Raw genomic sequence first — 25579 nt, forward strand, 5'->3', positions numbered from 1 at the left:
GATCATGCACTCGTGCATCGCGCCACGGATGAGTGGCAGGGGTTAAGCGAAAAGAGCCGCTGACGCTGTTGCTCTTCTCTCACCTCTCACTCCTCTCCACTCACTCCTCGCTGAATCACTTCACCCCGTGCATTAGCCGGTTGATCAACGGCGCGGCGAGGAACAGCAGCGCCCCGGGAATCACCAGCAGCCAGAAGCTGAAAGTGAAGCCGCCCAGCGCCGAGGCCACGGTCATCCCGCTCTCGCCGCTGACGTGCCCGGCGAAGATGCCCGACAGGTTGTTGCCGATGCCAGTGGAAAGGAACCAGCCGCCCATCGCGAAACCCACCATGCGCGCCGGCGCCAGCTTGGTGGTCATCGACAGGCCGATCGGCGACAGGCACAGCTCGCCGATCACCTGCATCACGTACACCAGCACCAGCGGCCAGAACGGAATGTGGCCGGTGCCGTCCACCAGTTGCGACAGCGCGAACATCAACACCACGAAGGCCAGCGCGTTGAACAGCAGGCCCAGGCCGAACTTGCGCGGGATCGACGGCTCCGCGCCGCGCGCATCCATCCAGCCCCAGGTGATCGACACCAGCGGCGCCAGCAGCACGATCGCCAGCGGCGCAACCGACTGGAACCAGCCGACGGGGAACACCCAGCCGCCGAACATCTCGCGGTCCACCAGGTTCTGCGCCAGGAAGTTGAACGAGCTGCCGGCCTGTTCGTAGAACATCCAGAACAGCACGTTGAAGGCGAAGATCAGCAGCATCGCGATCACCCGGTCGCGCTGCACGCGTCCGGCACGGATGCCCTCCACCAGCAGCATCAGCGACAGCGCCACGAACATCGCGCTGAGCAGCCACTGCAGGGCGATCGCACCGGCCTTGGCCATCAGCAGGTAGACCAGCGGAATCGCCAGCACGCAGCCGATCGCCACGTACGCCACGCGCGCCAGCGACGCCTGCTCCGGCGCCGGCCGGCCCACGCCCTTGAGCTGGCGCCGGCCCCAGGCGAACCACGCCAGGCTCACCAGCATGCCAAAGCCCGCGGCCAGGAACACCGCCTTGTAGTTCTGCTGCAGCGGCGTGCCGCTGAGGTAGCTGGCCAGCCAGCCGGTGACCAGCGGCGCGACCAGCGCGCCGCCGTTGATGCCCATGTAGAACAGCGTGAAGCCGCGGTCGCGGCGCGGATCGCCCTGCCCGTACAGCTGCCCGACCATCGAGGAGATGTTCGGTTTGAACAGGCCATTGCCGACGATCACCGTGGACAGCCCGAACAGGAACACGTCCTGGTCCGGCCACATGATCAGGAACAGGCCGCCGGCCATCACCACCGCGCCGAGCAGGATCGAACGCTGGTAGCCGATCACCTTGTCCGCCACGTAGCCGCCGAACACCGCCGCCGCATAGACCAGCGCCAGATACGCGCCGTAGGTGCGGCTGGCGTACGCCTGGCCCGCCGGATCGCCGCCGAAGAACTGCGCCACGATGTACAGCGTGAGCGCCCAGCGCATGCCGTAGAACGCAAAGCGCTCCCAGAACTCGGTCATGAACAGCATCCACAGCGGACGCGGGTGGCCCAGCGTCTGCGGGAAGTCGGGCGCGTTCGGCGCGGGCGTGGCGGCGGTGGCGGTCATGCGTTCCCCTGGGCATTCGCAGAATCTTGCGAACCCTAGCCGGGAAGGACGAAGAGCGGAAGAGCGGGGAGCGAGAAGTGAGTGAAGAGGAGTGAGGAGTGAGAGAAAGCCAAACCCTGCGGAGTCATTGCTCTTCTCTCACTTCCCATTTCGTGCGGTAGCCCGATGAAGATGAACGCGTGACTGAGAAGAAGCCGTTGCTCCTCTCTCACTCCTCACTCCTCTCCACTCACTCCTCGCTTCGCTACTTCACCCCGTGCATCAGCCGGTTGATCAACGGCGAGACCAGCAGCAGGAACGCACCCGCACCGGCGAGCAGCCAGAAGCCGAAGGTGAAACCACCCAGCGCCGAGGCGGCGGTCATGCCGGTGCTGCCGCTGATCGAGCTGGCCAAGAGGCCCGACAGGTTGCCACCCACGGCGAGCGAGAGGAACCAGCCGCCCATCGCCGCGCCCACCAGTCGCGGCGGTGCCAGCTTGGTCACCATCGACAGGCCGATCGGAGACAGGCACAGCTCGCCGGTGGTCTGCAGCACGTAGCACGCCGCCAGCGGCCAGAACGGGATCAGCCCGGCCGGCCCCAGCAGCCGTGACAGCGCGAACATCAGCACGGCGAAGCCCAGCCCGTTGAAGATCAACCCCAGGCCGAACTTGCGCGGGATCGACGGCTCCTTGTTGCGCTTGGCCAGCCACCCCCACACCAGCGTGAGCGGCGGCGCCAGCGCGAGGATCGCCAGCGGGCTCACCGACTGGAACCAGCCCACCGGGAAGGTCCAGCCACCGAACATCTTCCGATCCACCAGGTTTTCGGCGAGGAAGTTGAACGAAGTGCCGAGCTGGAAATAGAACATCCAGAACAGCACGTTGAAGGCGAAGATGATCAGCATCGCGATCACCCGATGCACCTGCACCTTGTCGTGCCGCGCCGCCTCGGCCAGCAGCAGCACCGAGATGCCGATGAACAGCAGGCCGAGCATCCACTGCAGCCCGATCGGGCCGATCTGCGAGAGCAGCCAGTAGATCACCGGTACCGCCAGCAACGAGCCGGCAATCACGCCGATCGAGCGCCCGGCCCCGGTCTTGTCGGCGGCCGGCCGGCCCACGCCGCCCAGGCTGCGCCGGCCGAACCAGAACCAGGCGAAGCTCAGCACCATGCCCACGCCGGCAGCGATGAACACCAGCTTGTAGTTCTGCTCCAGCGCGGTGTCGGTGAAGTACGCCGCCATCCAGCCGGTGAGCAGCGGCGCGACGAAGGCGCCGGCGTTGATGCCCATGTAGAACAGCGTGAAGCCGCGGTCGCGGCGCGGGTCATCCTTGCCATAGAGCTGGCCGACCATCGAGGAGATGTTTGGCTTGAACAGGCCGTCGCCCACGATCACCAGCGCCAGCCCGAGCAGGAATATCGGCTTGGTCGGCACCGCCAGCGCGAACAGGCCCGCCGCCATCACCGCCGCGCCGATCAGGATCGAGCGCTGGTAGCCAATCAGCTTGTCCGCCACGTAGCCGCCGAAGATGCCGGTGGCGTAGATCAGCGCGGTATAAGCGCCGAAGATGCCGCTGGCCCAGGCCTGCCCCGACGCGTCGCCGTGGAAGAACTGCGCCACGATGTACAGCGTCAGCGCCCAGCTCACGCTGTAGAACGCAAAGCGCTCCCAGAACTCCGTCATGAACAGCATCCACAGCGGACGCGGGTGGCCGAACAGCTGCGGGAAGTCGGGCGCCGCGTTCGACGCGGCGGTGGACGTATCGGTCATGGTGGTCTCGCCCCCGGAAAGTCCCCGGATCGTGCCAGAGCCGGGCCGCCGCGTCAGCCGCCTTGCGGGCGCAAGGTCGTACGCACCTCGAACAGCTCGGGGAAGAATTCCAGCTCCAGCGCCTTCTTCAGGAACGCCACGCCGGACGAGCCGCCGGTGCCGCGGCGGAAGCCGATGATCCGCTGCACCGTGCGCATGTGGCGAAAGCGCCACAGCTGGAACTGCGTCTCCAGATCCACGAAGTCCTCGCACAGCGCGTACTCGCGCCAGTAGCGATCGGTGTCGCCGTAGATGCGCTCGAACACCGGCAGCAGTGCCGGGTCGGACACGTGCGGCTCGCTCCAGTCGCGCGCCAGGTGCTTGCCCGGCACGGCATGGTCGAAGCGCGCCAGGTAGCGCAGGAACTCGTCGTACAGGCTGGGCGCCTCGAGCACCGCGCGCAGCTGCGCCTGGCCTGCGGGGTCGTGGTCGAACACCTTGAGCATGGCGGCGTTCTTGTTGCCCAGCACGAACTCCATCACCCGGTACTGCAGCGACTGGAAGCCCGACGACGGCCCCAGCGTCTCGCGGAACTCCAGATACTCCGACGGCGTCATCGTCTCCAGCACCGCCCACTGCTCGATCAGCTGCCGCAGCACCGACTTGCAGCGCGCCAGCACCTTGCGCACCTGCCATACCTGGTCGCGCTGCAGGAAATCGATCGCCGCACGCAGCTCGTGGATCATCAGCTTCATCCACAGCTCGCTCACCTGGTGCTGCACGATGAACAGCATCTCGTCGTGGTGCGGCGGTACGCTGCGCGGCTGCTGCGCCGACAGCAGCACGTCCAGCCGCAGGTAGCCGCCGTAGGTGAGGCGCCCTTCCAGGTCGGTTTCGATACCCGCTTCGAGATCGCGCCGGTTGTCCGTCATGGCCGCGTCATTCCCCGTCAAAACCCGCATGGTAATGGCTCGCCCGGACGCATCCGTACCGGCGCGCATGCTGCGCTGTACCTTGCGACGCAACATCCCCGCCTGCTATCAATTGCAGGATTTTTTGGGACATTTGCGTGCCTGCGGGTGTTTCCCCGACCCGCGCCCTGCCGCCTCCCGAGCCCCTTTTGCCCACTTTCGGAGCGACTCGTGTCGATTGCCGCCAAGTTTGAGATCGAATACCTGCAGTACCTCGACGCCGAGGGCAAACAGGTCCGTGACGACCTGCCCGCGTTCGCGCAGGATCTCGACCACATGGTCGAGCTGTACAAGTTGATGCTGTCCACCCGCGTGTTCGACGCCAAGTCGATCGCGCTCCAGCGCACCGGCAAGCTGGGCACCTACGCCAGCTGCCTGGGCCACGAAGCCGCGCACGTCGGTATCGGCTCGGCAATGAAGCCCGAGGACGTGCTGGCGCCGAGCTACCGCGAGTACGGTGCGCAGCTGTACCGCGGCGTGCGCCCGCGCGAGGTCTACATGTACTGGGGCGGCGACGAGCGCGGCAACGACTACCAGAATGAGCCGGCGCGCCACGACTTCGCCTGGTCGGTGCCGATCGCCACGCAGTGCCTGCATGCGGCCGGCAGCGCGCTGGCGTTCAAGATCCGCGGCGAGAAGCGCGTGGCGGTGTGCACCATCGGTGACGGCGGCTCGTCCAAGGGCGACTTCTATGGGGCCATCAACATCACCGGCGCGCAGAACCTGCCGATGGTGGCGGTGATCGTCAACAACCAATGGGCGATCTCGGTGCCGCGCAAGATCCAGTCCGGCGCGCCGACGCTGGCGCAGAAGGGCATCGCTGCGGGCCTGTATTCGATCCAGGTGGACGGCAACGACATCATCGCCGTGCGCAAGGCGATGGAAGACGCGCTGGAGCGCGCCCGCAACGGCGAGGGCGGCAGCGTGATCGAGGCGGTCACCTACCGCCTCGGCGACCACACCACCGCCGACGACGCGCGGCGCTACCGCGGCGAGGCCGAGGTGAAGGAAGGCTGGGCGAAGGAGCCGATGAAGCGCCTGCGCAACTGGCTCGTCGCCAAGGGCGTGTGGGACGACGCCAAGGAAGAAGCCTGGAAGGCCGAGTGCGACGAGTGGATGGACAACGAGGTGAACGCCTATCTCGAGACCAAGACGCAGCCGGTGTCGGCGATGTTCGACTACACCTTCGCCGAGGTTCCCGCGGACCTCGCCAAGCAGCGCGACTACGTCCTCTCGCTCGAATCCCAGCTCGCATCCAAGAAGGGCCACTGAGCCATGGCACAGATCACTCTCATTGAAGCCGTCACCCAGGCGCTCGCCTACGAAATGAAGCACGACGACTCGGTCGTGGTGCTGGGCGAGGACGTCGGCGTCAACGGCGGCGTGTTCCGCGCCACCCAGGGCCTGCAGGAGAAGTTCGGCGAGCTGCGCGTGCTCGACACGCCGCTGGACGAAACCACCATCGCTGGCGTCACGGTCGGCCTGGCCGTGCAGGGCATGAAGCCGGTGGCCGAGGCGCAGTTCGAAGGCTTCATCTACCCGATGATGGAACAGATCGCCTGCCACGCCGCGCGCCTGCGCAACCGCACCCGCGGCCGCCTCACCGTGCCGGCCGTGTTCCGCGCACCGTGGGGCGGCGGCATCCGTGCGCCGGAGCACCACTCCGAGGCGAACGAGCACTTGTTCACCAACATCCCCGGCCTGCGCGTGGTGATGCCCTCCTCGCCCGCGCGCGCCTACGGCCTGCTGCTCGCCGCCATCCGTGACCCGGATCCGGTGATGTTCTTCGAGCCCAAGCGGATCTACCGACAGTACAAGGAAGAGGTGCCGGACGACGGCGAGGCGCTGCCGCTGGACGTGTGCTTCGTGCTGCGCGACGGCACCGACGTGACCCTGGTGACCTGGGGCGCGCAGGTGAAGGAATGTCTTGAGGCCGCCGACGAGCTGGCCCAGGCCGGCATCAGCGCCGAAGTGATCGACGTGGCCACGCTGACCCCGCTGGATTTCGACACCATCGCCGAATCGGTGGCCAAGACCGGTCGCTGCGTGATCGTGCACGAGGCGCCCAAGACCGCGGGCTTCGGCGCCGAGATCGCCGCGCGCGTGGCCGAGGAATGCCTGTACGACCTGCTCGCGCCGGTCGAGCGCGTCACCGGCTTCGACACGCACATCCCGCTGTTCCGCCTGGAGATGAAGTACCTGCCAAGCGTGGAGCGCATCGTCGATGCGGCCAAGCGCACGCTGGCAGCCTCCTAAGCGAAGAGCCAAAAAGAACGAACGTCATTCCCGCGAAAGCGGGAACCCATTTTGATCTTCCGGCACACGAGCAAGATGGGTTTCCGCGCCCGCGGGAATGACGGCTGGAAACCTCGAATTTCTCCCGCCTGCGCAACACGCGCCAGACAACGGAAAACCACCATGGCTGATATCAAGACGTTCTACCTCCCCGACCTCGGCGAAGGCCTGCCCGACGCCACCGTGGTCGAGTGGCACGTGAAGGAAGGCGACAGCATCAAGCTCGACGCCCCGCTGTGCTCGATGGAAACCGCCAAGGCGGTGGTCGACGTGCCCTCGCCGTACACCGGCAAGGTCACCAAGCTCTACGGCGCACCGGGCGACATCATCGAGACCGGCGCCGCGCTGGCCGATTTCGAACCCGATCCCAACGCCAAGCAGCGCGCCGAGGCCGAGTCCACCGGCCACCACCACGGTCCCAAGAAGAGCGTGGGCAGCCCGGTACCGGATGACGGCGGCCGCGTGGTCGCCTCCGACGAGGGCGGCGAGGTGCAGGGTTCCGATCGGGAAGACGAAGGCACCGTAGTCGGCGCAATGGTCAGCGGCAGCCATGTGCATGTCGAGCAGGCCGCCAGCATCGGCGGCGTCAAGGCCGTTCCGGCCGTGCGTGCGCTGGCGAAAAAGCTCAAGGTCGACCTCGCCCGCGTGCGCCCCAGCGGCGCCGATGGCGTAGTCACCATGCAGGACGTGAAGAACGCCGCTGCCAATGGCAGCGCGCCGCTCGGTGCCGCACCGGCTCGCGCCGTGCCCGCATCGGCCGGCCGCCACCTGGCACCGGAACTGCCCGAACCGGGCCCGGCGCCCTCGCGCACGCCCACCTCGCTGGCCGGCAAGCCTGTGCGCACCGCGCCGCCGTCGCAGGTCGCCAGCGGCCAGCCGGAGCAGCTCAAGGGCGTGCGCCGGAACATGGCGCGCGTGATGGCCGAAGCCCACGCGCAGGTGGTGCCGACCACCCTGGTGGACGATGCCGACCTGCACGCCTGGATCGGCAAGCAAGACATCACCGCCCGCCTGGTGCGCGCCATCGTCGCCGCCTGCAAGGCGGTGCCGGCACTCAACGCGTGGTTCGATGGCAAGAACCTCAGCCGCACCCTGCATCCGCACGTGGACATCGGCATCGCCGTGGACACCGACGACGGCCTGTTCGTGCCGGCCCTGCGCAACGCCGACATGCTCGACGGCCACGGCGTGCGCGCGGCGATCAAGCGCCTGCGCACCCAGGTGGAAGACCGCTCGATCCCGTCCTCGGAGCTGTCCGGCTATACCATCAGCCTGAGCAACTTCGGCATGTTCGCCGGCCGCTACGCCACCCCGGTGGTGGTACCGCCCACGGTCGCCATCATCGGCGCCGGCAAGCTCAGCCACGACGTGGTGGCGGTGATGGGCGGCATCGAAGTGCACCGCCGCATGCCGATCAGCCTCACCTTCGACCACCGCGCCGCCACCGGCGGCGAGGCGGCGCGCTTCCTCAAGGCGCTGCTGGACGACATGGCCCAGCCGCACTGAGCCAGCCGGTCGTGATCAAAAAAAGCCCGGGAGGTTCGCGCCTCCCGGGCTTTTTTTGTTTTATGCCCGCTTTGCGGTAGGAGCCCGCTCGCGGGCGATGCTCTTCGGCTTCGATGTGCATCAGGAGCATCGCCCGCGAGCGGGCTCCTACGGGCGAGCGCGTTCAGTAGTCGCGCACGTCCAGCAACACCAGCTGCCGCGCCGAGGTGTCCGGCGACAGTTCCGGCCACGCACCGGCTGCCAGCATCGCCGTGCCGGCCGACCACGGCTCGCCGTCGAGCAACGCTTCGTGGGTGGCAACGCCATCGCCCGCACGGCGGTGCAGCAGGTGGATCCAGTGCAGTTGCGGAGCAAGCGACAGCTGGCCCACCGCCTGCTGCAGGGCGAGCGCGGCGCCGGGCGGCATCGGTTGCGGCTCGCTGGCGGACGGTCGCGTCACCAGCGGGCCGACGAACACGTCCCAGATGCGCACGCCGATGTCCCACGCGGCGATGCGCATGCGCCGGTCGTCGGTGAGGTACCAGCATGCAGCCAGCAACAGGTGAAAGCTCGACTGCTCGAACGCAGCCAGCGCCTCGCGCGCGTCGGCACCGGCGAAGCTGTCCTCGATGCAGCGGTCTTCCGCTACGACCACGTCCACATCGAGGCGACCAGGCTCGCTGCCTTCGCCAGCCTGCCAATGTGCGCGGATGGCGGGGAAGTCGCCGTCGGTGAGCAGCCAGCCGTCCTCGTCAGGCTCCAGTTCCACCTCGTGGCGTTCGAACAATCGGCGCAAGGCGCCCTGCAGGGCCGCGTCATCCATCGTCATTCCTTCTCTTGGCCGGCGGCATCGGCCGGCGGCGCCAAGTCGCGCCAGGTGAGGTACACGCGCAAATCGAACTCGCGCTGGTGGTAGTCCGGCAGCATGTGCTCGCACAGCTGGTAGAACGCCTTGTTGTGGTCCAGTTCCTTCAGGTGCGCCAGCTCGTGCACCACGATGGTTTCCAGAAACGCAGCCGGCGCCTGCCGGAACACCGAGGCCACGCGGATCTCCTTCTTCGCCTTCAGCCGCCCGCCGTGCACGCGCGAGATCGCGGTGTGCAGGCCCAGCGCCTTCTTCACCACGTCGAGCTTGGCGTCGTAGAGCACCTTGTCGATGCCGGGTGCATTGCGCAGGTAGGCCTGCTTGAGCTCCATCGTGTACGCGTACAGCGCCTTGTCGCTCTGCACCGCGTGGCGCTCGGGATAACGCGCGGCGAGATGATCGCCCAGGCGCCCTGCATGCAGCAGGGCGCGCACCTGATCCTGCAGATGGTCGGGATAGCCCTGGAGGTAACGCAGCGTGGTCATCGGGACATTGTCGCATTCCGCCCGCAGCGTAACCGGCGACGCTTACGCAAGCAGCGCGCCGGCCCAGGTGCACACCAGCACCAGCGCCAGCCCTGCGATCACCGGACGCGCAAACGCGCGGCCACCGCCCAGCGTGGCCACCACCACCTTGGACACCGTGTTGGTGCTCAGCGCCAGCAGGATCGGCCACATCGCCTGCTGCGGGGCGATGCTGCCGTCCGCGGCGAGCGAGGCAAACGACACCGCCGGCGCATGGGTGTCGGCGAAGCCGGCCACGGCGGCGGCCACCAGCAGACCGCGCTGGCCCAGCCACACCTGCAGCGCGGCGGCGACGAGCTGCACCAGCGCGATGGTCGCGCCCAGCAGCAACGCGCTCTTCACGCTGAAGGCGGCGGCGCCGGCTTCGACATCGGCGCCGGGCGCGCCGTCGCGACTGCGCCAGACCACGATCGCGCCCACCGCCAGCGCCGCCGTGCCGCCCGCCAGCAAGGGCGCCGCCAGCACGCGCAGCGTCGGCGCATGCGTCACCGCCAGCACCGCGGCCATCTGCACGAACGTGGCGACGGTGGACAGCACCGCTGCCGCCACCGCGCGCCGGCGCAACTCCGGCCGGGCGCGCGAGCGCGAACCCATCACGCCGATGGTGGCGGTGCTGGAGACGAACCCCGACAACAGCCCGGCCAGCGGCAGCCCCACGGCACTGCCCAGCCAGCGCAGCAGCACATGGGCGAGCGCGCCGATCGCCATGACCAGGATGACGATGATCCAGATCGTGCGCGGATGGATCGCGTCGAACGGCCCGATCGCACGATCGGGGATCAGCGGCAGCACCATCAGCGTGGCCGCGGCGAGCACCAGCAGGTTGTTGAGCTCGGCGGTGGTCAGCACGCCGCGCACGAAGCGGTGCAGCGATTCGCGCGAGGCCAGCAGTGCGGTGATCGCCACGCCCACGCCGGCCGCCAGCAGCGGCTGGCGCGTGGCCATGGCACCGAGCACGAGGCAGGCCAGCAGGCTGGCCTCGGTGGTGAGGCCCGGATCGTCGCTGCGATCGCGCGCGTAGGCGATGCCGACCAGCACAGTGAGCGCCAGCATGGCCGCCACCACCAGCCACGGATCGATCGCCGCGCAGATCGCACCGAACAGGGCCACCACGGAGAAGGTGCGGATGCCGGCGACGGTGCGCTGCGCATCGGTGCCCTTGCGGCGTTCGCGCTCGGCGCCCATCAGCAGGCCGATGCCCAGCGCCACGGCAAAGCCGGTCCAGGGTGTCATCGCACGCACCGGCGCGCCGGCGCCGGTCGGGCGCGCGGGAGCATGGGAAAGCCTGTCGATCGAACCGGATGCACGGCGCGCCTCACATTGCCGATGGCGGGCGGCGTTCAGCCCTCGCCGGATGATGCCGCAGCGAGAGGGGCGTGTCTGCGCCTCAGCGGCGCGTGCGTCCCCACAGCTGCTGGCGCACGACCAAGCCGACCAGCAGCACCGCCACGCAGGCACCGTAGCCGTACAGCGCCGGCAGCACCTGCTGCCAGATCGCGCCGCTGGAGCGGCCGAACTGGGCCACCGGGGGCAGCTTCACCGCCTCGTAGCCGAGCACCGCTGCGCTCACCGTCGCAGCCACCGCGAGCAGCAGCACGGCCACATCGAAACTGCGACGCCCCGTCGTGCGCGGCAGGCTTTTCGGATAGGCGAAATACGCCCAGCCCAGGATCACCAGCCAGGGCGCAAGCAGCAAAAGAGCGAGGTAGCGCATGGAAGTAGCTCCAACATTGGCCGGCCATACGCGGGCCGGCACAGCAAAGAAAGGTCGCTCAATCCTGGGCGGCGAGCTGGTCGAGCGCGTGGCGCAGCCGCACCAGCGCGAGGTCGGCCGCGTCGGCGCCCTCGCCCATCTGCAGGCGGGCCACCGCGATGCCGTCCAGCTCCAGCATCGTGCCGTCGGCCAGGGTCTGCACCACCGCGGACGCGCCGCCGAGCGTGCGCAGGCGCTTCTGCAGCGCGCCGGCGGCCTTGGGGTCGTCGAACGGCTGCGACAGCAGCAGCTCCTCGCCCTCGCCGGAGAACAGGCGGAAGCGGAAGCGGCCGTCGCCGTCACGGAAACTGGCGAAGCGCGGCGGCTTGTCCGCCTTCGGCACCGCTGCCGCCGCCGGCGCGGCAACAGCCACCGCAGCACCGGAACGCAGACCGATCGCGTCGCGCAGTTCGGCAATCAGCGGCACGGCGATCGCTCGCGCCTTCTTCGCGCCTTCCTGCAGGATCGCCTCGATCTGCGCAGGCTTGGCCATCAGCTCGTCGTAGCGCGCGCGCATCGGCGCCACGTCGGTTTCGATGCGTTCGTACAGCACCTGCTTGGCCTCGCCCCAGCCGATGCCCTCCTCCAGCGCCGTGCGGAATGCCTGGCTCTCCGCCTCGCTGGCGAAGGCGCGGAACAGGATGAACAGCGCCGAGCTGTCCGGATCCTTCGGCTCGCCCGGCAGGCGCGAGTCCGTGACGATGCGCAGGATCGCCTCGCGCATGCCTTTGGCACCGGCGGCGAACAGCGGAATGGTGTTGTCGTAGCTCTTGGACATCTTGCGGCCGTCCAGGCCGGGCAGCGTCGCCACCTGCTCCTCGATCAGCGCCTCCGGCAGCACGAAGAAATCGCGGCCGTAGATGTGGTTGAAGCGCTGCGCGATGTCGCGCGCCATCTCGATGTGCTGGATCTGGTCGCGACCCACCGGCACCTGGTGCGCGTTGAAGGCGAGGATGTCCGCCGCCATCAGCACCGGGTACATGTACAGGCCGGCGGTGATGCCCGCATCGGCGTCCTCCCCCTCGGCCACGTTCTTGTCCACCGCCGCCTTGTAGGCATGCGCGCGGTTGAGCAGGCCCTTGGCGGTGACGCAGGTGAGGAACCAGGTCAGCTCCGGGATCTCCGGGATGTCCGACTGCCGGTAGAAGGTGACGCGCTCCGGGTCCAGCCCCGCGGCCAGCCAGGTCGCGGCGATCTCCAGCCGCGAGCGCTCGATGCGCGCCGGGTCGTCGCTCTTGATCAGCGCGTGGTAGTCGGCCATGAAGTAGAACGCGTCCACCTCGTCGCGGCGGCTGGCGGCGATCGCCGGGCGGATCGCGCCGACGTAGTTGCCCAGGTGCGGCGTGCCGGTGGTGGTGATGCCGGTGAGGACTCGGGTCTGCATGCGTGCGCGATCGTGCTCAGTGGATCAGGGTGGACTTGCCGAACAGCGATTCGACCAGGTCCACCGCGAGCTTCGCGGTCTGGTTGCGCTTGTCGTAGGCGGGGTTGAGCTCGACGATGTCGAGCGAGCCGAGGCGGCCGGTGTCGGCGATCATCTCCATGCACAGCTGCGCCTCGCGGTAGTTCGGGCCACCGCGCACCGTAGTGCCCACGCCCGGCGCGATGGTCGGGTCGAGGAAGTCCACGTCGAAGCTCACGTGCAGGTGGGTATTGGCATCGACGCCGGCGAGCGCTTCTTCCATCGTGCGCTTCATGCCGTTCTCGTCGATGTGGCGCATGTCGAACACCTGCACCTGCGCATCGCGGATCAGCTGCTTTTCCATATCGTCCACCGAGCGGATGCCGATCTGCCGGAACACGTCCGGCGTGGTCGCCGGCACGTGGCCGCCGACTTCCACCAGCTCCTTCGGACCGTTGCCACACAGGCAGGCCACCGGCATGCCGTGGATGTTGCCCGAGGGCGTGGCCAACGCAGTGTTGAAATCCGAGTGCGCGTCCAGCCACAGCACGCGCAGCGTCTTGCCCTGCGCGCGGCAGTGCGCGGCGACCGCGGCGATCGAGCCGATCGCCAGGCAGTGGTCGCCGCCGAGCATGATGGGCAGGTGGCCGGCGTCCAGCTCGGCCCTCACCGCATCGAATACGCCGTGATTCCACGCAGCCACTTCGGCCAGGTGGCGATAGCCATCCACCGGCGGCTGCCAGGGGTTCATCGGCCCGGCGACGTTGCCGCGATCAACCACGCTCAGCCCGCGCTTGGCGAGCTTCTCCGCCAGCCGCGCCACGCGCAGCGCCTCCGGCCCCATCGAGGCGCCGCGATGACCCGCGCCGATGTCGGTGGGAACGCCGATCAGGGAAATGCTCTGCTTGGTCATGCTGCCTCGTCGTGTCGATCGCGCCGCGTGGCGGGCATCCGCACGATGCGCCTGCGCGCAAGGAGGGGGATGGTCAGGCGAGGCGGGCAACGACCCGCGCCCCCGGGTACCACTGGCGCGACGGTGGTGCCGGCAGCAGGAATCGAACCCGCGACCTACTGATTACAAATCAGTTGCTCTACCAACTGAGCTATACCGGCGTAAGCGGCGATTCTAACAGGCGCCGCGGGCTCGGGCGCGACTCAGGCTCAGAAGCAGCCGGTGCTGTGCGAGCCCACGCCGAGGCTGCGGATGCGCTGGCTCCACGCGGCGGGATCGTCGTCAGCCACGACCACGTCGAGCCAGTACTCGGGCACCGTCTCCACGCGCTCGGTCATCTGCGCGGGGAAGCCTGCCGCCACCACCTCGTCGCGTCGCTTGCGCGCGTTCGCCGGGTCCTTGAACAGGCCCAGCGAGATGGTGTTGGGCTGGCCGCCCGAGCTGACCACGAAGTAGTCCTCGATATGCGCGTCGCTCAGGCGCTGGGCCTGGGCCAGCGCCTGCGTGCGGCTGGCCTGTGCGGGCAGGTAGACCCACCAGCCGCGCGACTGCTGCGACTGTTCCTGACGCGAGCGGCTGCGGGCGGTCTGCGACTCCAGCTTGCTGCGCGCGCTGCGCAGCGCCTGCAGGCTGGCGAACGGGCCCAGCGCCATGCAGCGATAACTGGCGGCTGCCGATTTCGCTGTAGTCGACGGCGCCGCCGACAGCGGTGCGGGGTCGGTGGATGCGGCAGCGACCGGCTCGACCGCCGCGGGCGCGGCCACGGAGGCTGCCGCGACGAGGTCGGGCCGCTCGGTCAGCAGATGCAGCACCGGCACGCCGGGATCGGTGACGCTGCGCACGTGGGCGTCGTCCTGGCCAAGCACGAGCCAGGCACCGACGGCAATGTTGAGCGCGATCAGCAGCACGAACAGAAGACGCAGGAACATCGACATCCCTCAGGCAGGCCTCGCGTGCAGTCTAGTGGGCCGGCACGGGCGGAACCGCGACGCGGCTCCAGACGTCCAGGCCACGCAGCACGCCGTCGGCGAACAATTCGCCGGGCCGCTCCACCAGCGAGCGCAGGCTGGCCGCATCCCCACCGCCGAACAACAGCAGCGGTGTGCCACCGAGTTGCGGCGCCACCTGCGCCGCGAACCGCTCGACCAGCGCGGCGCATGCGCCCCAGCAGCCCGAGGCCACGGCATCGGCCGTGTTGTCCGCCAGCGTGGTGACCACGCCCGCCTGTTCCGGCCGCACGCGCACGGTGGCACCCAGCAGCGACTGCTGCATCAGATGCGGCCCTGGCGCGATGACGCCGCCCAAGTGGGTGCCGTCGCCAGCGAGCGCATCGAGCGTCAGCGCGGTGCCGACACCGACCAGCACGCAAGGCGAACGCCCTTCCGCATGCGCCGCGACCATGGCGAGAAAACGGTCGACACCGAGCCGCTCCGGCTCGCTGTAGCCGCTGCGCACGCCGCACGCGGCGACAGGACTGCGCACCCAGTGCACTTCGCGGGACAGCACGGCGGTCACCTGCGCAGCCACCAGCGTCTCGCGCGCATCGTCCACCACCGAGGCGCCGAGCACCGCGTCCGCCGGTGGCAATGCCCCCCATGCCTCGCGCAAGGTGTCGGCCACCGGTTCGGACCAGGCCACCGCGCCGTGCGCCAGCTCGCCGGTGTCGTCACGGGCGCTCCATTTCAGCCGCGTGTTACCCAGATCCAGCAGCAGCCTCATGCGCGGCGCACCGTGACATCGGCGCTGTCCACCGCGCGCGTGCCGCCATCGGCGAGCCGCACCTGCAGGGCGCCGCGCGCGTCGACGCCGGCACCGATGCCGACTAAGTCGCCCTGCGCACCACTCAGCGTGAGGGGGACGTCGCGCAGCAGGTCGTGCGTGGCGTAGTCATCGACGAAGGCGGCAAAGCCGTGTTGCTCGAACTGTTGCAGGCCGTCAACCAGCGCCTGCACCAGTGCTGCGGCCATGCGGTTGCGCGAGGGCGGCTGGCCACCGCACAGGCCCGTCACATCGGCCACCGGTTGCCCGGCCTGCTCGCGCAGCGCGTCGGTGAGGCGCAGGTTCAAGCCGATACCGATCACCGCGGCGCAGGGCCCCTGATACTCGCCGCTGAGCTCGACCAGAATGCCGGCCAGCTTGCCCTGCGGCGTGAGCACGTCGTTGGGCCACTTCAGGCCTGCTCCGGAGACGCCCGCCGCCGCCAGCGCGCGCAACACGATCACCCCGACGGCCAGCGACAGGCCGGACAGGCCCGCCAGCCCGCCATCGAAGCGCTTCAGGCAGGACATGTAGAGGTTGAGCCCCGGCGGCGACAGCCAGGTGCGTCCGCGACGACCGCGACCGGCGGTCTGCGTCTCGGCGAACACCACGCTGAGATCGGGGGGCGTCGGTCCGCGCCGCTGCAGCTCGCTGGAAGTGGAGTCGAGTTCCCAGTGCACTTCCAGTGCGCCCAGCCGCTCGCGGCTGGGCCTATCCATCGCAGCGCGAATGCGCTCGGCTTCGAGCAGTTCCACCGGCCAGGGCAATCGGTAGCCGGCGCTGCCGCGCGATTCGATCGGCAGGCCGCGGGCGCGCAGCGCCTCGATCTGCTTCCAGATGGCGGCACGGGTCAACCCCGCCGACTCAGCCAGCCGGGCACCGGACACCGGCTGGCCCGAGGCCAGCACGGCGAGCAGGTCAACCGCCTGCATGGGAGAAGCCCGCCACAGGCGGGAAAGAGGAAAAAGGCATGGGCGGCATTCTATCGCGCGCGCCGTGGGTGCCCATGCCCGCCGTGCCATCGGCTCGGCCCTGCCGTGGTGCCGCAGACCGGGCCGGACACTGGCACGCGTGCCGGCTTTCTGTCACCCTCGAGCGTCTGATTCATGCGAATCAAGGGGTTGAGTCGCCATGAGTGCCACACGCTGGATTCTCGGATGCATCCTGGCCGCGGCGATATCCTCGCCGGCACTGGCAGCGCGCGACGCTGGCGACCTGGGCACGCAGGACCTCGGCCAGCGCAGCGTCGGCAGCAACGCCCGCTCCCGCACGATCGACAGCGGCACCACCACCGGCGGAGAGCTGTCCTCCCCGTCGACCAGCCGCAGCAGCGAAGCCCCTGCGACTACCGGCAATGAGAGCGGCGACGGGGCCGGCACGCTGCCGGTGAGCACGGGCGCACGACAGGCGCCGTCCTCGCACTCCAACGTCGGCTGGCAGTCCCTGCTCCCCGGCTCGATCCAGTAATCGCGTCACGCTCGACACGAACCGGGCCGATTACGCCGGGGAGCCTTGCTCAGCCGGGCGGCAAGGTCACGCTGAAGCGCGCGCCACCGAACTCCGGTGATCGGTCCACCGCCAGCTCGCCCTGATATGCCCGCACAATGTCCTGCACGATGGACAGCCCGATGCCGTGGCCCTGCACGCGCTCGTCACCGCGCACGCCGCGCTGGAGCACCCGATCGACCTTGTCCGGCTCGATGCCCGGCCCGTCGTCCTCCACGCTCATCAGCAACCCGGGGCGCTGCTTGCCGGGCTGCGGCGTTGCCTTGACCACCAGCAGTACGCGGTGACGCGACCATTTGAAGGCGTTTTCCAGCAGGTTGCCCATCAGTTCCAGCAGGTCGCCCTGCTCGCCATAGAACGCCACACCCTCGTCGATCTCGAACTCGCACAGCACGTTCTTCGCCGCGTAGACCTTTTCCAGGCTCTGCACCAGATCCTCGGCGTGGCCGCCGATGGGGATGGCGGTGGCAAACGGCTGCCGCCCGGTGGTGGCAGCACGGGCCAGCTGGTAGGCCACCAGCTCGTCCATCCGGCGCACCTGGTCGAGCACGTCGTGCGCCAGCGCCGGCGCCTCGCTGGAGGATTCCAGCCGCGAGCGGATCACCGCCAGCGGCGTCTTCAGGCTGTGCGCGAGGTCGGCCAGGGTGTTGCGGTAGCGCGTGCGTTGCTCGCGCTCGCTCTCGATGAAACCGTTGATGCGCTCGGTGAGGCCGATCAGCTCCAGCGGGTACTGGCTGTCGAGCGAATCGCTCTTGCCGCGCTCGACCCGGCTCATGTCGGCGGCCACCTTGCGCAACGGGGTGAGACTCCAGCGCAGCAGCAGCATCTGCAGCACGATCAGCATCACGCCCAGCGTGGACAGATAGATGATCAGCGAGCGACGGTAGGTGCCGTTCTCGCCCTGGAACTGGTCTTCGGTCTGCGCCACGGTGAAGGTGAGCGGCACAGCCTTGTTGTCCTGCGACTCGAACACCACACCGTAGCTGTAGTAGTAGACGCGCCCCATGCGGGTATCGATCGGGCCGACGAAACGCGTCTCGCCCGGCTTCAGCCGCGAGAGGAAGCTGAAGTCGCGGCCGATCGCCGAGGACGACTCCCAGTGGAAGCCGTCGTTGCCCATCGCCACCGCATAGAGGCCCGAGCCGGGCATCGAAAAGCTCGGGTCGGGCGAGGAATACGGCAGCAGCAGACGGCCGTTGCGGCCCACGTCGATGAGTGCCAGGTAGGCCAGCACGTCGTTTTCCAGCCGGTCATGCAGGCCGCTCAGCGCGGTCTGGTATTTGGCCTGGGACAGGGTGACGCCGATGATGCCGAGGAACCCGGCCAGCGCCAGGCCGGTAGCCAGCGCCGCGCGCGCCGCCAGCGACAGCGGGCGGCGCGGGGCGGGCTGCTCAGTCTTCGTCGCCGTCGCTGCGGGGGATGGCAAAGCGGTATCCGCGTCCACGCACGGTCTCGATGGGCTTGATGGTGCTTTCGGGGTCGAGCTTGCGGCGCAGGCGACCGATGAATACCTCAAGCACGTTGGAATCGCGATCGAAGTCCTGCTGGTAGATGTGCTCGGTCAGGTCGGCCTTGGACACCAGCTCGCCGGCGTGCAGCATCAGGTATTCGAGCACCTTGTACTCGTAGCTGGTGAGGTCGACCACCTTGCCTTCCACCGACACCGTCTGGGCGGTGGTGTCGAGCTTGATCGGACCGCACGCCAGCACCGGCTTGGACCAGCCGCTGGCGCGACGCACCAGCGCGTTGATGCGCGCCAGCAGCTCTTCGACGTGGAACGGCTTGACCAGGTAGTCGTCGGCGCCGTGCTTGAGGCCTTCCACCTTGTCCTGCCAGCCGCCGCGGGCGGTGAGGATGAGGATGGGATAGCGCTGGCCGGCCTCGCGCAGCGACTTGATCAGATCCATGCCGGACATCTTGGGCAGGCCCAGGTCGATGATCGCCAGATCGAACGGCACTTCGCGACCCAGGTACATGCCCTCCTCGCCGTCCTGCGCGGCGTCGACGGCGAAGCCGTCGCGCTTCAGGCGCGCGGCGAGGGTCTCGCGCAAGGGCGCCTCGTCCTCCACCAAAAGGATGCGCATCAGTGTTTCTCCTTGTTGCCCCGACCGTTGCCGGCCGGATTCTTGGTTGACTGGGCCGGTGCCGGACGCTTCTCCGGATCGGCAGGGATGGCCAGCGTGCGCACGTGCCCGTCGGACGTGAGCACCTTGATGCGGTATTCGGTCTTGCGCCCGAACTCCCGTCGATCCGCCGAAAGCACCCTGCCCCCCGTGTCGTGCTGCACCTTCTCGACCGCCTGATCCAGGCTCAGGCCGGACTCCTGCCGCGCCCACAGCGGCGCAGCCACCGCCATCAGCGCAGACGCGACCAGCAGGCGCGACAGCATAAGCGTCTTGAATGTCATGCGTTCGTGATCCGACCGCCGGCGGGGAACCCGGCGTGCTGCGAGGTTAAGGCGCCCGGGCTGAATAGTGGCCCGAACACGGCGGCTTGTCATGCCGCGACGCGCACCGGGTCGAGCGCTTGCTCCAGCAGGCTCCAGCCGGCCTCCGACAGGTGCGAGCCCTCGCTCAGCACGCGGCGGAAACTCCGCGCGCCGGGTTGTCCCTGGTAGAGCCCGAGCAAGTGCCGGGTGATGTGCTTGATCGCAGTCCCGCGTGCCAGCTCAGCCTCGACGTAGGGACGCAGGTGCGCCAGCACCGCCTCGCGCGACGGCAGCGCTTCGCCATACAGCGCCGACTCGACCTGCGCCAGCAGGTAGGGATCGTGGTACGCCGCACGGCCCAGCATCACGCCATCCACCTGCGCCAGGTGCGCGCGCACCTCGTCCACCGTGGTGATGCCGCCGTTGATCACCACCGTGAGCGGGGCGAACTCGCGCTTGAGCTGATACACCCGGCCGTAGTCCAGCGGCGGGATCTCGCGGTTTTCCTTCGGGCTCAAGCCCTGCAGCCAGGCCTTGCGCGCGTGCACCACCAGCACGGTGACGCCCGCGGCGAGCATCATCTCGGTGAAGCGCTGCAGGTCGGCATAGTCGTCCTGGTCGTCGACGCCGATGCGGCACTTCACCGTCACTGGAATGGCGGAGCCAGCCGCCGCCACCGCTTCGCGCATCGCCCGCACGCACTGCCCGACCAGCGCCGGCTCCAGCATCAGGCAGGCGCCGAAGCGGCCCGACTGCACCCGGTCGGACGGGCAGCCGACGTTGAGGTTGATCTCGTCGTAGCCGGCCTGCGCACCGAGCACCGCCGCGCGCGCCAGCTCGACCGGATCGCTGCCGCCGAGCTGCAGCGCCACCGGATGCTCCTGCTGGCTGTGCTCGAGCAGCCGCAGCTGACCGCCACGCACCAGCGCCGCGCTGGTCACCATTTCCGTATACAGCCGCGCCCGCGGCGACAGCAGGCGATGGAAATAGCGGCAATGGCGATCGGTCCAGTCCATCATCGGCGCGACGCAGACGCGCCAGGGCGCGTCGGTCGAATCAGCCGTGAGGGGAGCGGGAGCAATAGTCATCCGCGTATTGTACGGGGCGACCGCGCCGGCTTGGGCGGGAGAATGGCCAATGGCATAATGCCGCGCTGACTTCCGATCCCCGCGGCGACCGCGCACCCTGCGCCACCGCGCGTCCGGCCTCCCCGCCGGCTCCTCCCATTCGAACGGTATCAACCATGGTGGCACTGGCGACCGAGCACGTGATCGACGTGCATCACTGGAACGACACGCTCTTCAGCTTTCGCACCACGCGCGATCCCGGCTTCCGCTTCGAAAGCGGGCACTTCGTGATGATCGGGCTGGAGGTGGACGGCCGTCCGCTGATGCGCGCCTACTCCATCGCCAGCGCCAACTGGGAGGAGCACCTGGAGTTCTTCTCGATCAAGGTGCCGAACGGTCCGCTCACCTCGCGCCTGCAGCACCTCAAGCCCGGCGACCCGGTGATCGTCAGCCGCAAGCCCACCGGCACGCTCGTGCTCAACGACCTCAAGCCCGGGAAGCACCTGTACCTGCTCGGCACCGGCACCGGGCTGGCGCCGTTCCTGAGCATCATCCGCGATCCGGAGACCTACGAGCGCTTCGACAAGATCGTGCTTGCGCACGGCGTGCGCCACGTCAGCGACCTGGCCTACGCCGACTACCTGCAGCACGAACTGCCGCAGCACGAATACCTGGGCGAACTGGTGCGCGAGAAGCTCATCTATTACCCCAGCGTCACCCGCGACACGTTCCGCAACCAGGGCCGCATCACCGACGCCATCGTCGATGGCCAGATGAGCGAGACGCTGGGCCTGCCGCCGCTCAACCCCGAGACCGACCGCGTGATGCTGTGCGGCAGCCCGGCCATGCTGGACGACCTGTGCGCCCTGCTCGACGGCCGCGGCTTCCACGCCTCGCCGCGCACGCGCGAGCCGGGCGACTACGTGATCGAGCGCGCCTTCGTCGAGAAGTAGGCCGCGCACCGTCCCTGACGGCGCGGGCGACGGCGTGTACGGTAATCATCCCGTCGATCCGAAACGCTGCCCATGCTCGACCTCTTCCTCTATATCCTCGCCGCCGTGCTGATGCTCGGCGGGCTGGCTGGCGCGCTGCTGCCGGCGCTGCCGGGCATCCCGATGCTGTTCGGCGGCATCTGGCTGGCCGCGGCGGTGGACGGTTACCGGCACCTCGGGACGTGGTGGCTGGTCGGGATCGGGTTGCTGGGCGCGGCCGGGGTGGTCATCGACTTCGTGGCCGGCGCCCTGGGGGCCAAGCGCGTCGGCGCGAGCCGGCAAGCGCTGTGGGGCGCCACGCTGGGCACTTTCGCCGGCCTCTTCCTCGGCGTCCCCGGCCTGCTGCTGGGGCCGTTCGTGGGTGCGCTCGCCGGCGAACTGCTGGCCGGCAACAGCGTGCTGCGCTCGACGCACGTGGGCGTCGGTACCTGGCTGGGGCTGTTGTTCGGCACGCTGTTCAAGCTGGCGGTGTCGTTCGCCATGCTCGGGTTGTTCGCGCTGGGGATGCTGCTGGGTTGAACGCTCAGCCGGCGCCGGGAATCACGTACAGCAGCACCGCGAGGTAATGCAGCACGCTGCCGGCCAGCACGAAGCAGTGCCATACCGAATGGTGATAAGGCAGCCGTCGCCACAGGTAGAACGGCACGCCCAGCGTGTAGGCCAGCCCGCCGGCGATCAGCAGCACCATGCCGCCGGTCTGCAGGTGCGCCATCAGCGGCTTGAACGCGACCATGCCGATCCAGCCCATGCCGATGTACAGCAGCACCGACAGCTTGCGATAGCGCTTGAGCGCACCGAACTCCAGCGCGCTGCCCAGTGCGGCCAGCGTCCACACCGCGGCGAACAGGCTCCAGCCCCAGCGCCCCGGCAGCGCGATCAGGGTGAACGGGGTGTAGGTGCCGGCGATCAGCAGGTAGATCGCGATGTGGTCGAGCGTGCGCAGCACCGGCTTGGCCCGGGCCACCGGCACTGCGTGGTAGAGCGTGGAGGCGGTGTACAGCAGCACCAGCGTGGCGCCGTATACCGCGCTGGCGATCACGTCGCGCGCCTCGCCGTGACGGGCCGACAGCGCCACCAGCGCCGCCAGGCCACCGATGCTGAGCACGATGCCGATGCCGTGCACGATGCTGCTGGCCAGCTCGTCGCCGAACGTGTAGCGCGGCGCGGGCGTCATCCTCAGGGTAGCCACGTGGGTTCTCCGCCGGGCCGCAATGACGGCCTTTCATGCACTGCACCATAGCGCGGCGATCCCGCCCTGCATACCGCCGCGCCTGGAAAAGCGGCGGCGGCGCACGGTCCGCTGCCGGGGCACGCATCACTCGATGATGAAGGCGCCGAAGGCGATGCCCAGATTCCAGCCGCGCCCCTTGCCGCTGAGCGCCAGCGACACGTTGCCCTTGGTCACCACCTGCGCATCGGCGGACTTCTCCGCACCCGCGTGCGCCTCGGCGTTGGCGTAATGGCCCTTGATGTCCGCGATGCTGTTGACCCCGGTGAACTTGCCGATGCCGTGATCGATGGTGGTCTTGCCGAAGGTCAGCCCGCCGCCCTTGGCGCGCAGGCGCACGTGCATGCTTTGCCCGTTGCTGCAGGTCACCGTGCCGCTGCCGGTGGCGGTCTTGTAGAACACCGACCAGCCCGAGAGCTGGAAGGTCATCTTGCAGGACAGCTCGCGCGCCTGCGCAGTTGGTGCGACCGCCGTGCCGAGCAGCAGCGCGCACGCCACCGCGAATGTGCGAATACCCATGATCTTTCCCCGCATCGAGTGGCCGGCTCGCGGCCGGATCGGCCCATTCTGCGCCCAGCGGATGGATCGGGCGCAACGTGGCGCAGGCGGTATGTCGCATGCCGCGTGCGAGCGGAATGAACCGTTGGATCGCCGTGCTCAGGAGCGATCCATGCCGACGACGCAGCGCACAGGCGATGCCCGCACTGCGTCGGCTCGAAGGTTTCAAGCGAAACTTTTAGCCGTCCAGACGTCCGCTTGCCCGACCCATGACTTCCGGCATAGGCTGCAGCTGCGCTCCCGCGATCCCCACTGCTTCCCCGCAGCGCGGCGGCGCCACACAACCCACATCGATTGTCAGGAGGTCGCCCATGTCGTCCGCAAGCCTGGCTGGTGCTCGTCGTCCCCATCCCGACCAGGTGCGCGTCGCCGCCCTGAGCGCGGCGATGGCCCTCAACCTCGTCATCCTCGTCGCCGCCCTGCGGCCGCTGCCGCCGCGCATGGCGGACGTGCTGCCCAAGCCGGCACCCGTTCCCACCGTTCGCATCATCGAGAAGGAGCCGCCACCGCCGCCCGCGCCGCCCATGCTGGACGTCAAGCCGCTGCCCACCCCGACACCCACGACGGTGACCCGGGTGAAGCCGGCGCCGGTGGCGCCACCTGTCGTGGCGGCGGTGGAGGATGGCAACATCGCCGCGCCGCCGGTGAGCACGCCCACGCTCGCTCCACCGTCGGCGGCGGTGGGCGCGGCACCGGTCGAGGCCAGCCTCGCCTATCGGCGGGCGCCGCTGGACTACCCGGCCATTGCGATGCGCCAGCGCATGCACGGCACCGTGCTGCTGCGCGTGCTGGTGGATGAGAGCGGCAAGCCGGTCGACGTGCAGGTGGAGCAGAGCAGCGGCTACCCGCTGCTCGATCGCAGCGCACGCACGCAGGTGCTCTCGGGCTGGTCGTTCCAGCCGGCGATGGTGGACGGGCGTGCGGTGCGGGCCTGGGCGCGCGTGCCGGTGACGTTCCAGCTGCGCGGCGGTTGAATCGTCGCCCCGGCCGACCCAAGGTCGGCCGGGGCGACATGGCTTCAGCGGGCGGTGACTGTCGGCGCCGCATGCGATCCGCGCGCCGCCCGCACCACCAGCCACACCAGCGCCATCACGATCAGCGCCGGCATCGCCAGCGGCAGCAGGGCCAGCGCCAGCACCGGCGCCACGAGCAGCAGCACCAGGCCGCCCAACATCAGGCCGGCCATGCCGGCGAGCAGGCCGACCACGCTGCCGACCACGGCGAAGGTCAGCTTGAAGATGAAACCCACCAGACTGGCGGCCAGCCACAGCATGCCCACCACCAGGGCAAGAACGGCGAACGTGACCATCGGCGCACTCCTTCAGCAACGGCGCCCGAACGGCGCCACACCAGCTCAGATGCGCGATCCCCGCAAAGGGTTGCAGCGCTCGCCGCCGCGCGGCCGACTCAGAACCCTTCCAGCACGATCTTGCCGATGGTGCTGCCGCTCTCCAGCTGCGCATGGGCGCGGCGCAGGTTGGCGGCGTTGATTGGGCCGTAGTGCTCACGCATGGTGCCGCGCAGGGCGCCGGCGTCGACCAGGTCGGCCACCTCGTCGAGGATCCGGTGCTGGACCAGCATGTCGTGCGTGTGGAACAACGAGCGCGTGTACATGAACTCCCAGTGCAGCGAGATGCTCTTGCGCTTCATCGCGCGGATGTCGATCGGCGTGGCCGGATCGTCGATCAGGCCGAGCTTTCCCTGCGGGTTCAGCAGCTCCACCAGCGCCTCGTAGTGCTGCTCGGTGTGGGTCAGGCTCATCACGTAATCCACGCCGTCCGGCGCCACCGCACGCACCGGTTCCAGCAGGCCGGCGCGATGATCGACGACGTGATGCGCGCCAAGCTGGCGCACCCAGGCCTGTGTCTCGGGACGCGAGGCGGTGCCGATCACGGTGAGCCCGGTGAGCTTGCGCGCGATCTGCAAGGCCATCGAGCCCACGCCGCCGGCCGCGCCTACAATCAGCAGCGTCCTGTTCTGATCGCCGCGCGCCACGCCGAGCCGGTCGAACAGCAGCTCCCACGCGGTGATCGCGGTCAGCGGCAGCGCGGCCGCCTGCGCGAAATCCAGCGTGGCCGGCTTGCGTCCGACGATGCGCTCGTCTACCAGCTGCAGCTCGGCGTTGCTGCCGGCGCGATCGATCGCGCCGGCGTAGAACACCGCATCGCCCGGCTTGAACAGCGTCGCCTCGGGGCCGGCCGCCAGCACCGTGCCGGCCGCGTCCCAGCCCAGCACCTTGTCGGCGCCGGCGGGATCCACGTTGCGGCGGATCTTGGTATCCACCGGATTGACCGACACCGCCTGCACGCGCACCAGCAGGTCGCGTCCGGTCGGCGCCGGCGGCTCGGGCGGGGTCACGTCGAGCAGGCTGTGCGGATCGTCGATGGGCAGCGACTGGCGGTAGGCAACGGCTTTCATGGCAACTCCTGGGGAAAGGGG

27 protein-coding genes and 1 tRNA gene are annotated in these 25579 nt (G+C 69.0%); 7 read left to right on the forward strand and 21 right to left on the reverse strand.

Annotated features, from left to right (window positions below):
- Positions 1–115: 115 nt before the first annotated feature.
- From ISP17_RS09485 to ISP17_RS09495, 3 genes are all read right to left on the reverse strand, one after another.
- Positions 116–1624, reverse strand: a complete 1509-nt coding sequence (locus ISP17_RS09485; protein ID WP_404632440.1) for a peptide MFS transporter — start codon at positions 1622–1624, stop codon at positions 116–118.
- A gap of 244 nt (positions 1625–1868) precedes the next feature.
- Entirely contained in the window at positions 1869–3377 is a 1509-nt protein-coding gene (locus ISP17_RS09490; protein ID WP_404632442.1) for a peptide MFS transporter, read from the reverse strand.
- A 53-nt stretch (positions 3378–3430) separates the two neighbouring features.
- On the reverse strand, positions 3431–4288 hold the full coding sequence (locus ISP17_RS09495; protein ID WP_404632444.1) for a tryptophan 2,3-dioxygenase: 858 nt from the start codon (positions 4286–4288) through the stop codon (positions 3431–3433).
- 210 nt (positions 4289–4498) lie between these two features.
- Between ISP17_RS09495 and pdhA the strand changes: the two genes are divergently transcribed.
- The 3 genes from pdhA to ISP17_RS09510 all read left to right on the forward strand — a co-directional run bounded on the left by pdhA (position 4499) and on the right by ISP17_RS09510 (position 8128).
- Entirely contained in the window at positions 4499–5599 is a 1101-nt protein-coding gene (gene pdhA, locus ISP17_RS09500; protein ID WP_404632446.1) for a pyruvate dehydrogenase (acetyl-transferring) E1 component subunit alpha, read from the forward strand.
- Positions 5600–5602: 3 nt separating this feature from the next.
- Positions 5603–6583: an alpha-ketoacid dehydrogenase subunit beta gene (locus ISP17_RS09505; protein WP_404632448.1), complete on the forward strand. Its 981-nt coding sequence runs from the start codon at positions 5603–5605 to the stop codon at positions 6581–6583.
- Between the two features lie 162 nt (positions 6584–6745).
- Entirely contained in the window at positions 6746–8128 is a 1383-nt protein-coding gene (locus tag ISP17_RS09510; protein WP_404632450.1) for a dihydrolipoamide acetyltransferase family protein, read from the forward strand.
- Between the two features lie 163 nt (positions 8129–8291).
- Here the strand turns inward: ISP17_RS09510 and ISP17_RS09515 are convergent, their stop codons facing one another.
- The 10 genes from ISP17_RS09515 to ISP17_RS09560 form a co-directional block, all read right to left on the reverse strand.
- The gene (locus tag ISP17_RS09515; protein ID WP_404632452.1) at positions 8292–8930 is read right to left on the reverse strand and encodes a DUF6348 family protein; all 639 of its coding nucleotides are present in this window, start codon (positions 8928–8930) and stop codon (positions 8292–8294) included.
- Between the two features lie 2 nt (positions 8931–8932).
- Positions 8933–9457 (reverse strand): M48 metallopeptidase family protein, encoded by a 525-nt coding sequence (locus ISP17_RS09520; RefSeq protein WP_404632454.1) that lies wholly within the window; start codon positions 9455–9457, stop codon positions 8933–8935.
- Positions 9458–9499: 42 nt separating this feature from the next.
- Positions 9500–10729 (reverse strand): MgtC/SapB family protein, encoded by a 1230-nt coding sequence (locus ISP17_RS09525; protein ID WP_404632456.1) that lies wholly within the window; start codon positions 10727–10729, stop codon positions 9500–9502.
- Between the two features lie 154 nt (positions 10730–10883).
- Positions 10884–11210: a hypothetical protein gene (locus tag ISP17_RS09530; RefSeq protein ID WP_404632458.1), complete on the reverse strand. Its 327-nt coding sequence runs from the start codon at positions 11208–11210 to the stop codon at positions 10884–10886.
- Between the two features lie 58 nt (positions 11211–11268).
- Positions 11269–12633, reverse strand: coding sequence for a tryptophan--tRNA ligase (locus ISP17_RS09535; RefSeq protein ID WP_404632460.1), 1365 nt, complete (start codon positions 12631–12633; stop codon positions 11269–11271).
- A gap of 16 nt (positions 12634–12649) precedes the next feature.
- Positions 12650–13564: an arginase gene (gene rocF / locus ISP17_RS09540; RefSeq protein WP_404632462.1), complete on the reverse strand. Its 915-nt coding sequence runs from the start codon at positions 13562–13564 to the stop codon at positions 12650–12652.
- Between the two features lie 124 nt (positions 13565–13688).
- Positions 13689–13764, reverse strand: a tRNA-Thr gene (locus ISP17_RS09545).
- A 48-nt stretch (positions 13765–13812) separates the two neighbouring features.
- Complete coding sequence (locus tag ISP17_RS09550; RefSeq protein ID WP_404632464.1) at positions 13813–14532, reverse strand: SPOR domain-containing protein; 720 nt, start codon at positions 14530–14532, stop codon at positions 13813–13815.
- 31 nt (positions 14533–14563) lie between these two features.
- Positions 14564–15322 carry a type III pantothenate kinase gene (locus ISP17_RS09555; protein WP_404632466.1) on the reverse strand — a complete coding sequence of 253 codons (759 nt, stop codon included), beginning with the start codon at positions 15320–15322 and terminating at the stop codon, positions 14564–14566.
- Positions 15319–16293, reverse strand: a complete 975-nt coding sequence (locus ISP17_RS09560; protein WP_404632468.1) for a biotin--[acetyl-CoA-carboxylase] ligase — start codon at positions 16291–16293, stop codon at positions 15319–15321. The genes ISP17_RS09555 and ISP17_RS09560 overlap by 4 nt, the downstream gene beginning before the upstream one ends.
- Positions 16294–16492: 199 nt before the next feature.
- Here ISP17_RS09560 and ISP17_RS09565 point away from each other — a divergent pair, with 199 nt between their 5' ends.
- Positions 16493–16828, forward strand: a complete 336-nt coding sequence (locus ISP17_RS09565) for a hypothetical protein (protein WP_404632470.1) — start codon at positions 16493–16495, stop codon at positions 16826–16828.
- Between the two features lie 49 nt (positions 16829–16877).
- On the opposite strand, the gene ISP17_RS09570 is transcribed toward ISP17_RS09565, so the two are convergent.
- The 4 genes from ISP17_RS09570 to dusA all read right to left on the reverse strand — a co-directional run bounded on the left by ISP17_RS09570 (position 16878) and on the right by dusA (position 20383).
- Positions 16878–18293, reverse strand: a complete 1416-nt coding sequence (locus ISP17_RS09570) for an ATP-binding protein (protein WP_404632687.1) — start codon at positions 18291–18293, stop codon at positions 16878–16880.
- Positions 18259–18951, reverse strand: coding sequence for a response regulator transcription factor (locus ISP17_RS09575; protein ID WP_404632472.1), 693 nt, complete (start codon positions 18949–18951; stop codon positions 18259–18261). The genes ISP17_RS09570 and ISP17_RS09575 overlap by 35 nt, the downstream gene beginning before the upstream one ends.
- Positions 18951–19274, reverse strand: a complete 324-nt coding sequence (locus tag ISP17_RS09580) for a PepSY domain-containing protein (RefSeq protein WP_404632474.1) — start codon at positions 19272–19274, stop codon at positions 18951–18953. The genes ISP17_RS09575 and ISP17_RS09580 overlap by 1 nt, the downstream gene beginning before the upstream one ends.
- A gap of 89 nt (positions 19275–19363) precedes the next feature.
- Positions 19364–20383 carry a tRNA dihydrouridine(20/20a) synthase DusA gene (gene dusA / locus ISP17_RS09585; protein ID WP_404632476.1) on the reverse strand — a complete coding sequence of 340 codons (1020 nt, stop codon included), beginning with the start codon at positions 20381–20383 and terminating at the stop codon, positions 19364–19366.
- 155 nt (positions 20384–20538) lie between these two features.
- On the opposite strand from dusA, the gene ISP17_RS09590 reads away from it, so the two are divergent.
- Complete coding sequence (locus tag ISP17_RS09590; protein ID WP_404632478.1) at positions 20539–21315, forward strand: ferredoxin--NADP reductase; 777 nt, start codon at positions 20539–20541, stop codon at positions 21313–21315.
- 72 nt (positions 21316–21387) lie between these two features.
- The gene (locus ISP17_RS09595; RefSeq protein ID WP_404632480.1) at positions 21388–21873 is read left to right on the forward strand and encodes a DUF456 domain-containing protein; all 486 of its coding nucleotides are present in this window, start codon (positions 21388–21390) and stop codon (positions 21871–21873) included.
- Between the two features lie 4 nt (positions 21874–21877).
- On the opposite strand, the gene trhA is transcribed toward ISP17_RS09595, so the two are convergent.
- Both trhA and ISP17_RS09605 read right to left on the reverse strand, forming a co-directional pair.
- The gene (gene trhA, locus ISP17_RS09600; RefSeq protein WP_404632689.1) at positions 21878–22528 is read right to left on the reverse strand and encodes a PAQR family membrane homeostasis protein TrhA; all 651 of its coding nucleotides are present in this window, start codon (positions 22526–22528) and stop codon (positions 21878–21880) included.
- Between the two features lie 141 nt (positions 22529–22669).
- On the reverse strand, positions 22670–23101 hold the full coding sequence (locus tag ISP17_RS09605) for a hypothetical protein (RefSeq protein ID WP_404632482.1): 432 nt from the start codon (positions 23099–23101) through the stop codon (positions 22670–22672).
- Positions 23102–23451: 350 nt separating this feature from the next.
- On the opposite strand from ISP17_RS09605, the gene ISP17_RS09610 reads away from it, so the two are divergent.
- Complete coding sequence (locus ISP17_RS09610; RefSeq protein ID WP_404632484.1) at positions 23452–24114, forward strand: energy transducer TonB; 663 nt, start codon at positions 23452–23454, stop codon at positions 24112–24114.
- Between the two features lie 44 nt (positions 24115–24158).
- On the opposite strand, the gene ISP17_RS09615 is transcribed toward ISP17_RS09610, so the two are convergent.
- Together ISP17_RS09615 and ISP17_RS09620 are read right to left on the reverse strand one after the other, a co-directional pair.
- Complete coding sequence (locus tag ISP17_RS09615; RefSeq protein WP_404632486.1) at positions 24159–24449, reverse strand: hypothetical protein; 291 nt, start codon at positions 24447–24449, stop codon at positions 24159–24161.
- A gap of 98 nt (positions 24450–24547) precedes the next feature.
- The gene (locus ISP17_RS09620; protein ID WP_404632488.1) at positions 24548–25558 is read right to left on the reverse strand and encodes a zinc-binding alcohol dehydrogenase family protein; all 1011 of its coding nucleotides are present in this window, start codon (positions 25556–25558) and stop codon (positions 24548–24550) included.
- Between the last annotated feature and the right edge of the window lie 21 nt (positions 25559–25579).

Origin of the sequence: Dyella ginsengisoli (genome assembly GCF_044904665.1) — a bacterium.
In the GTDB taxonomy this organism is placed as follows: domain Bacteria; phylum Pseudomonadota; class Gammaproteobacteria; order Xanthomonadales; family Rhodanobacteraceae; genus Dyella_A; species Dyella_A ginsengisoli.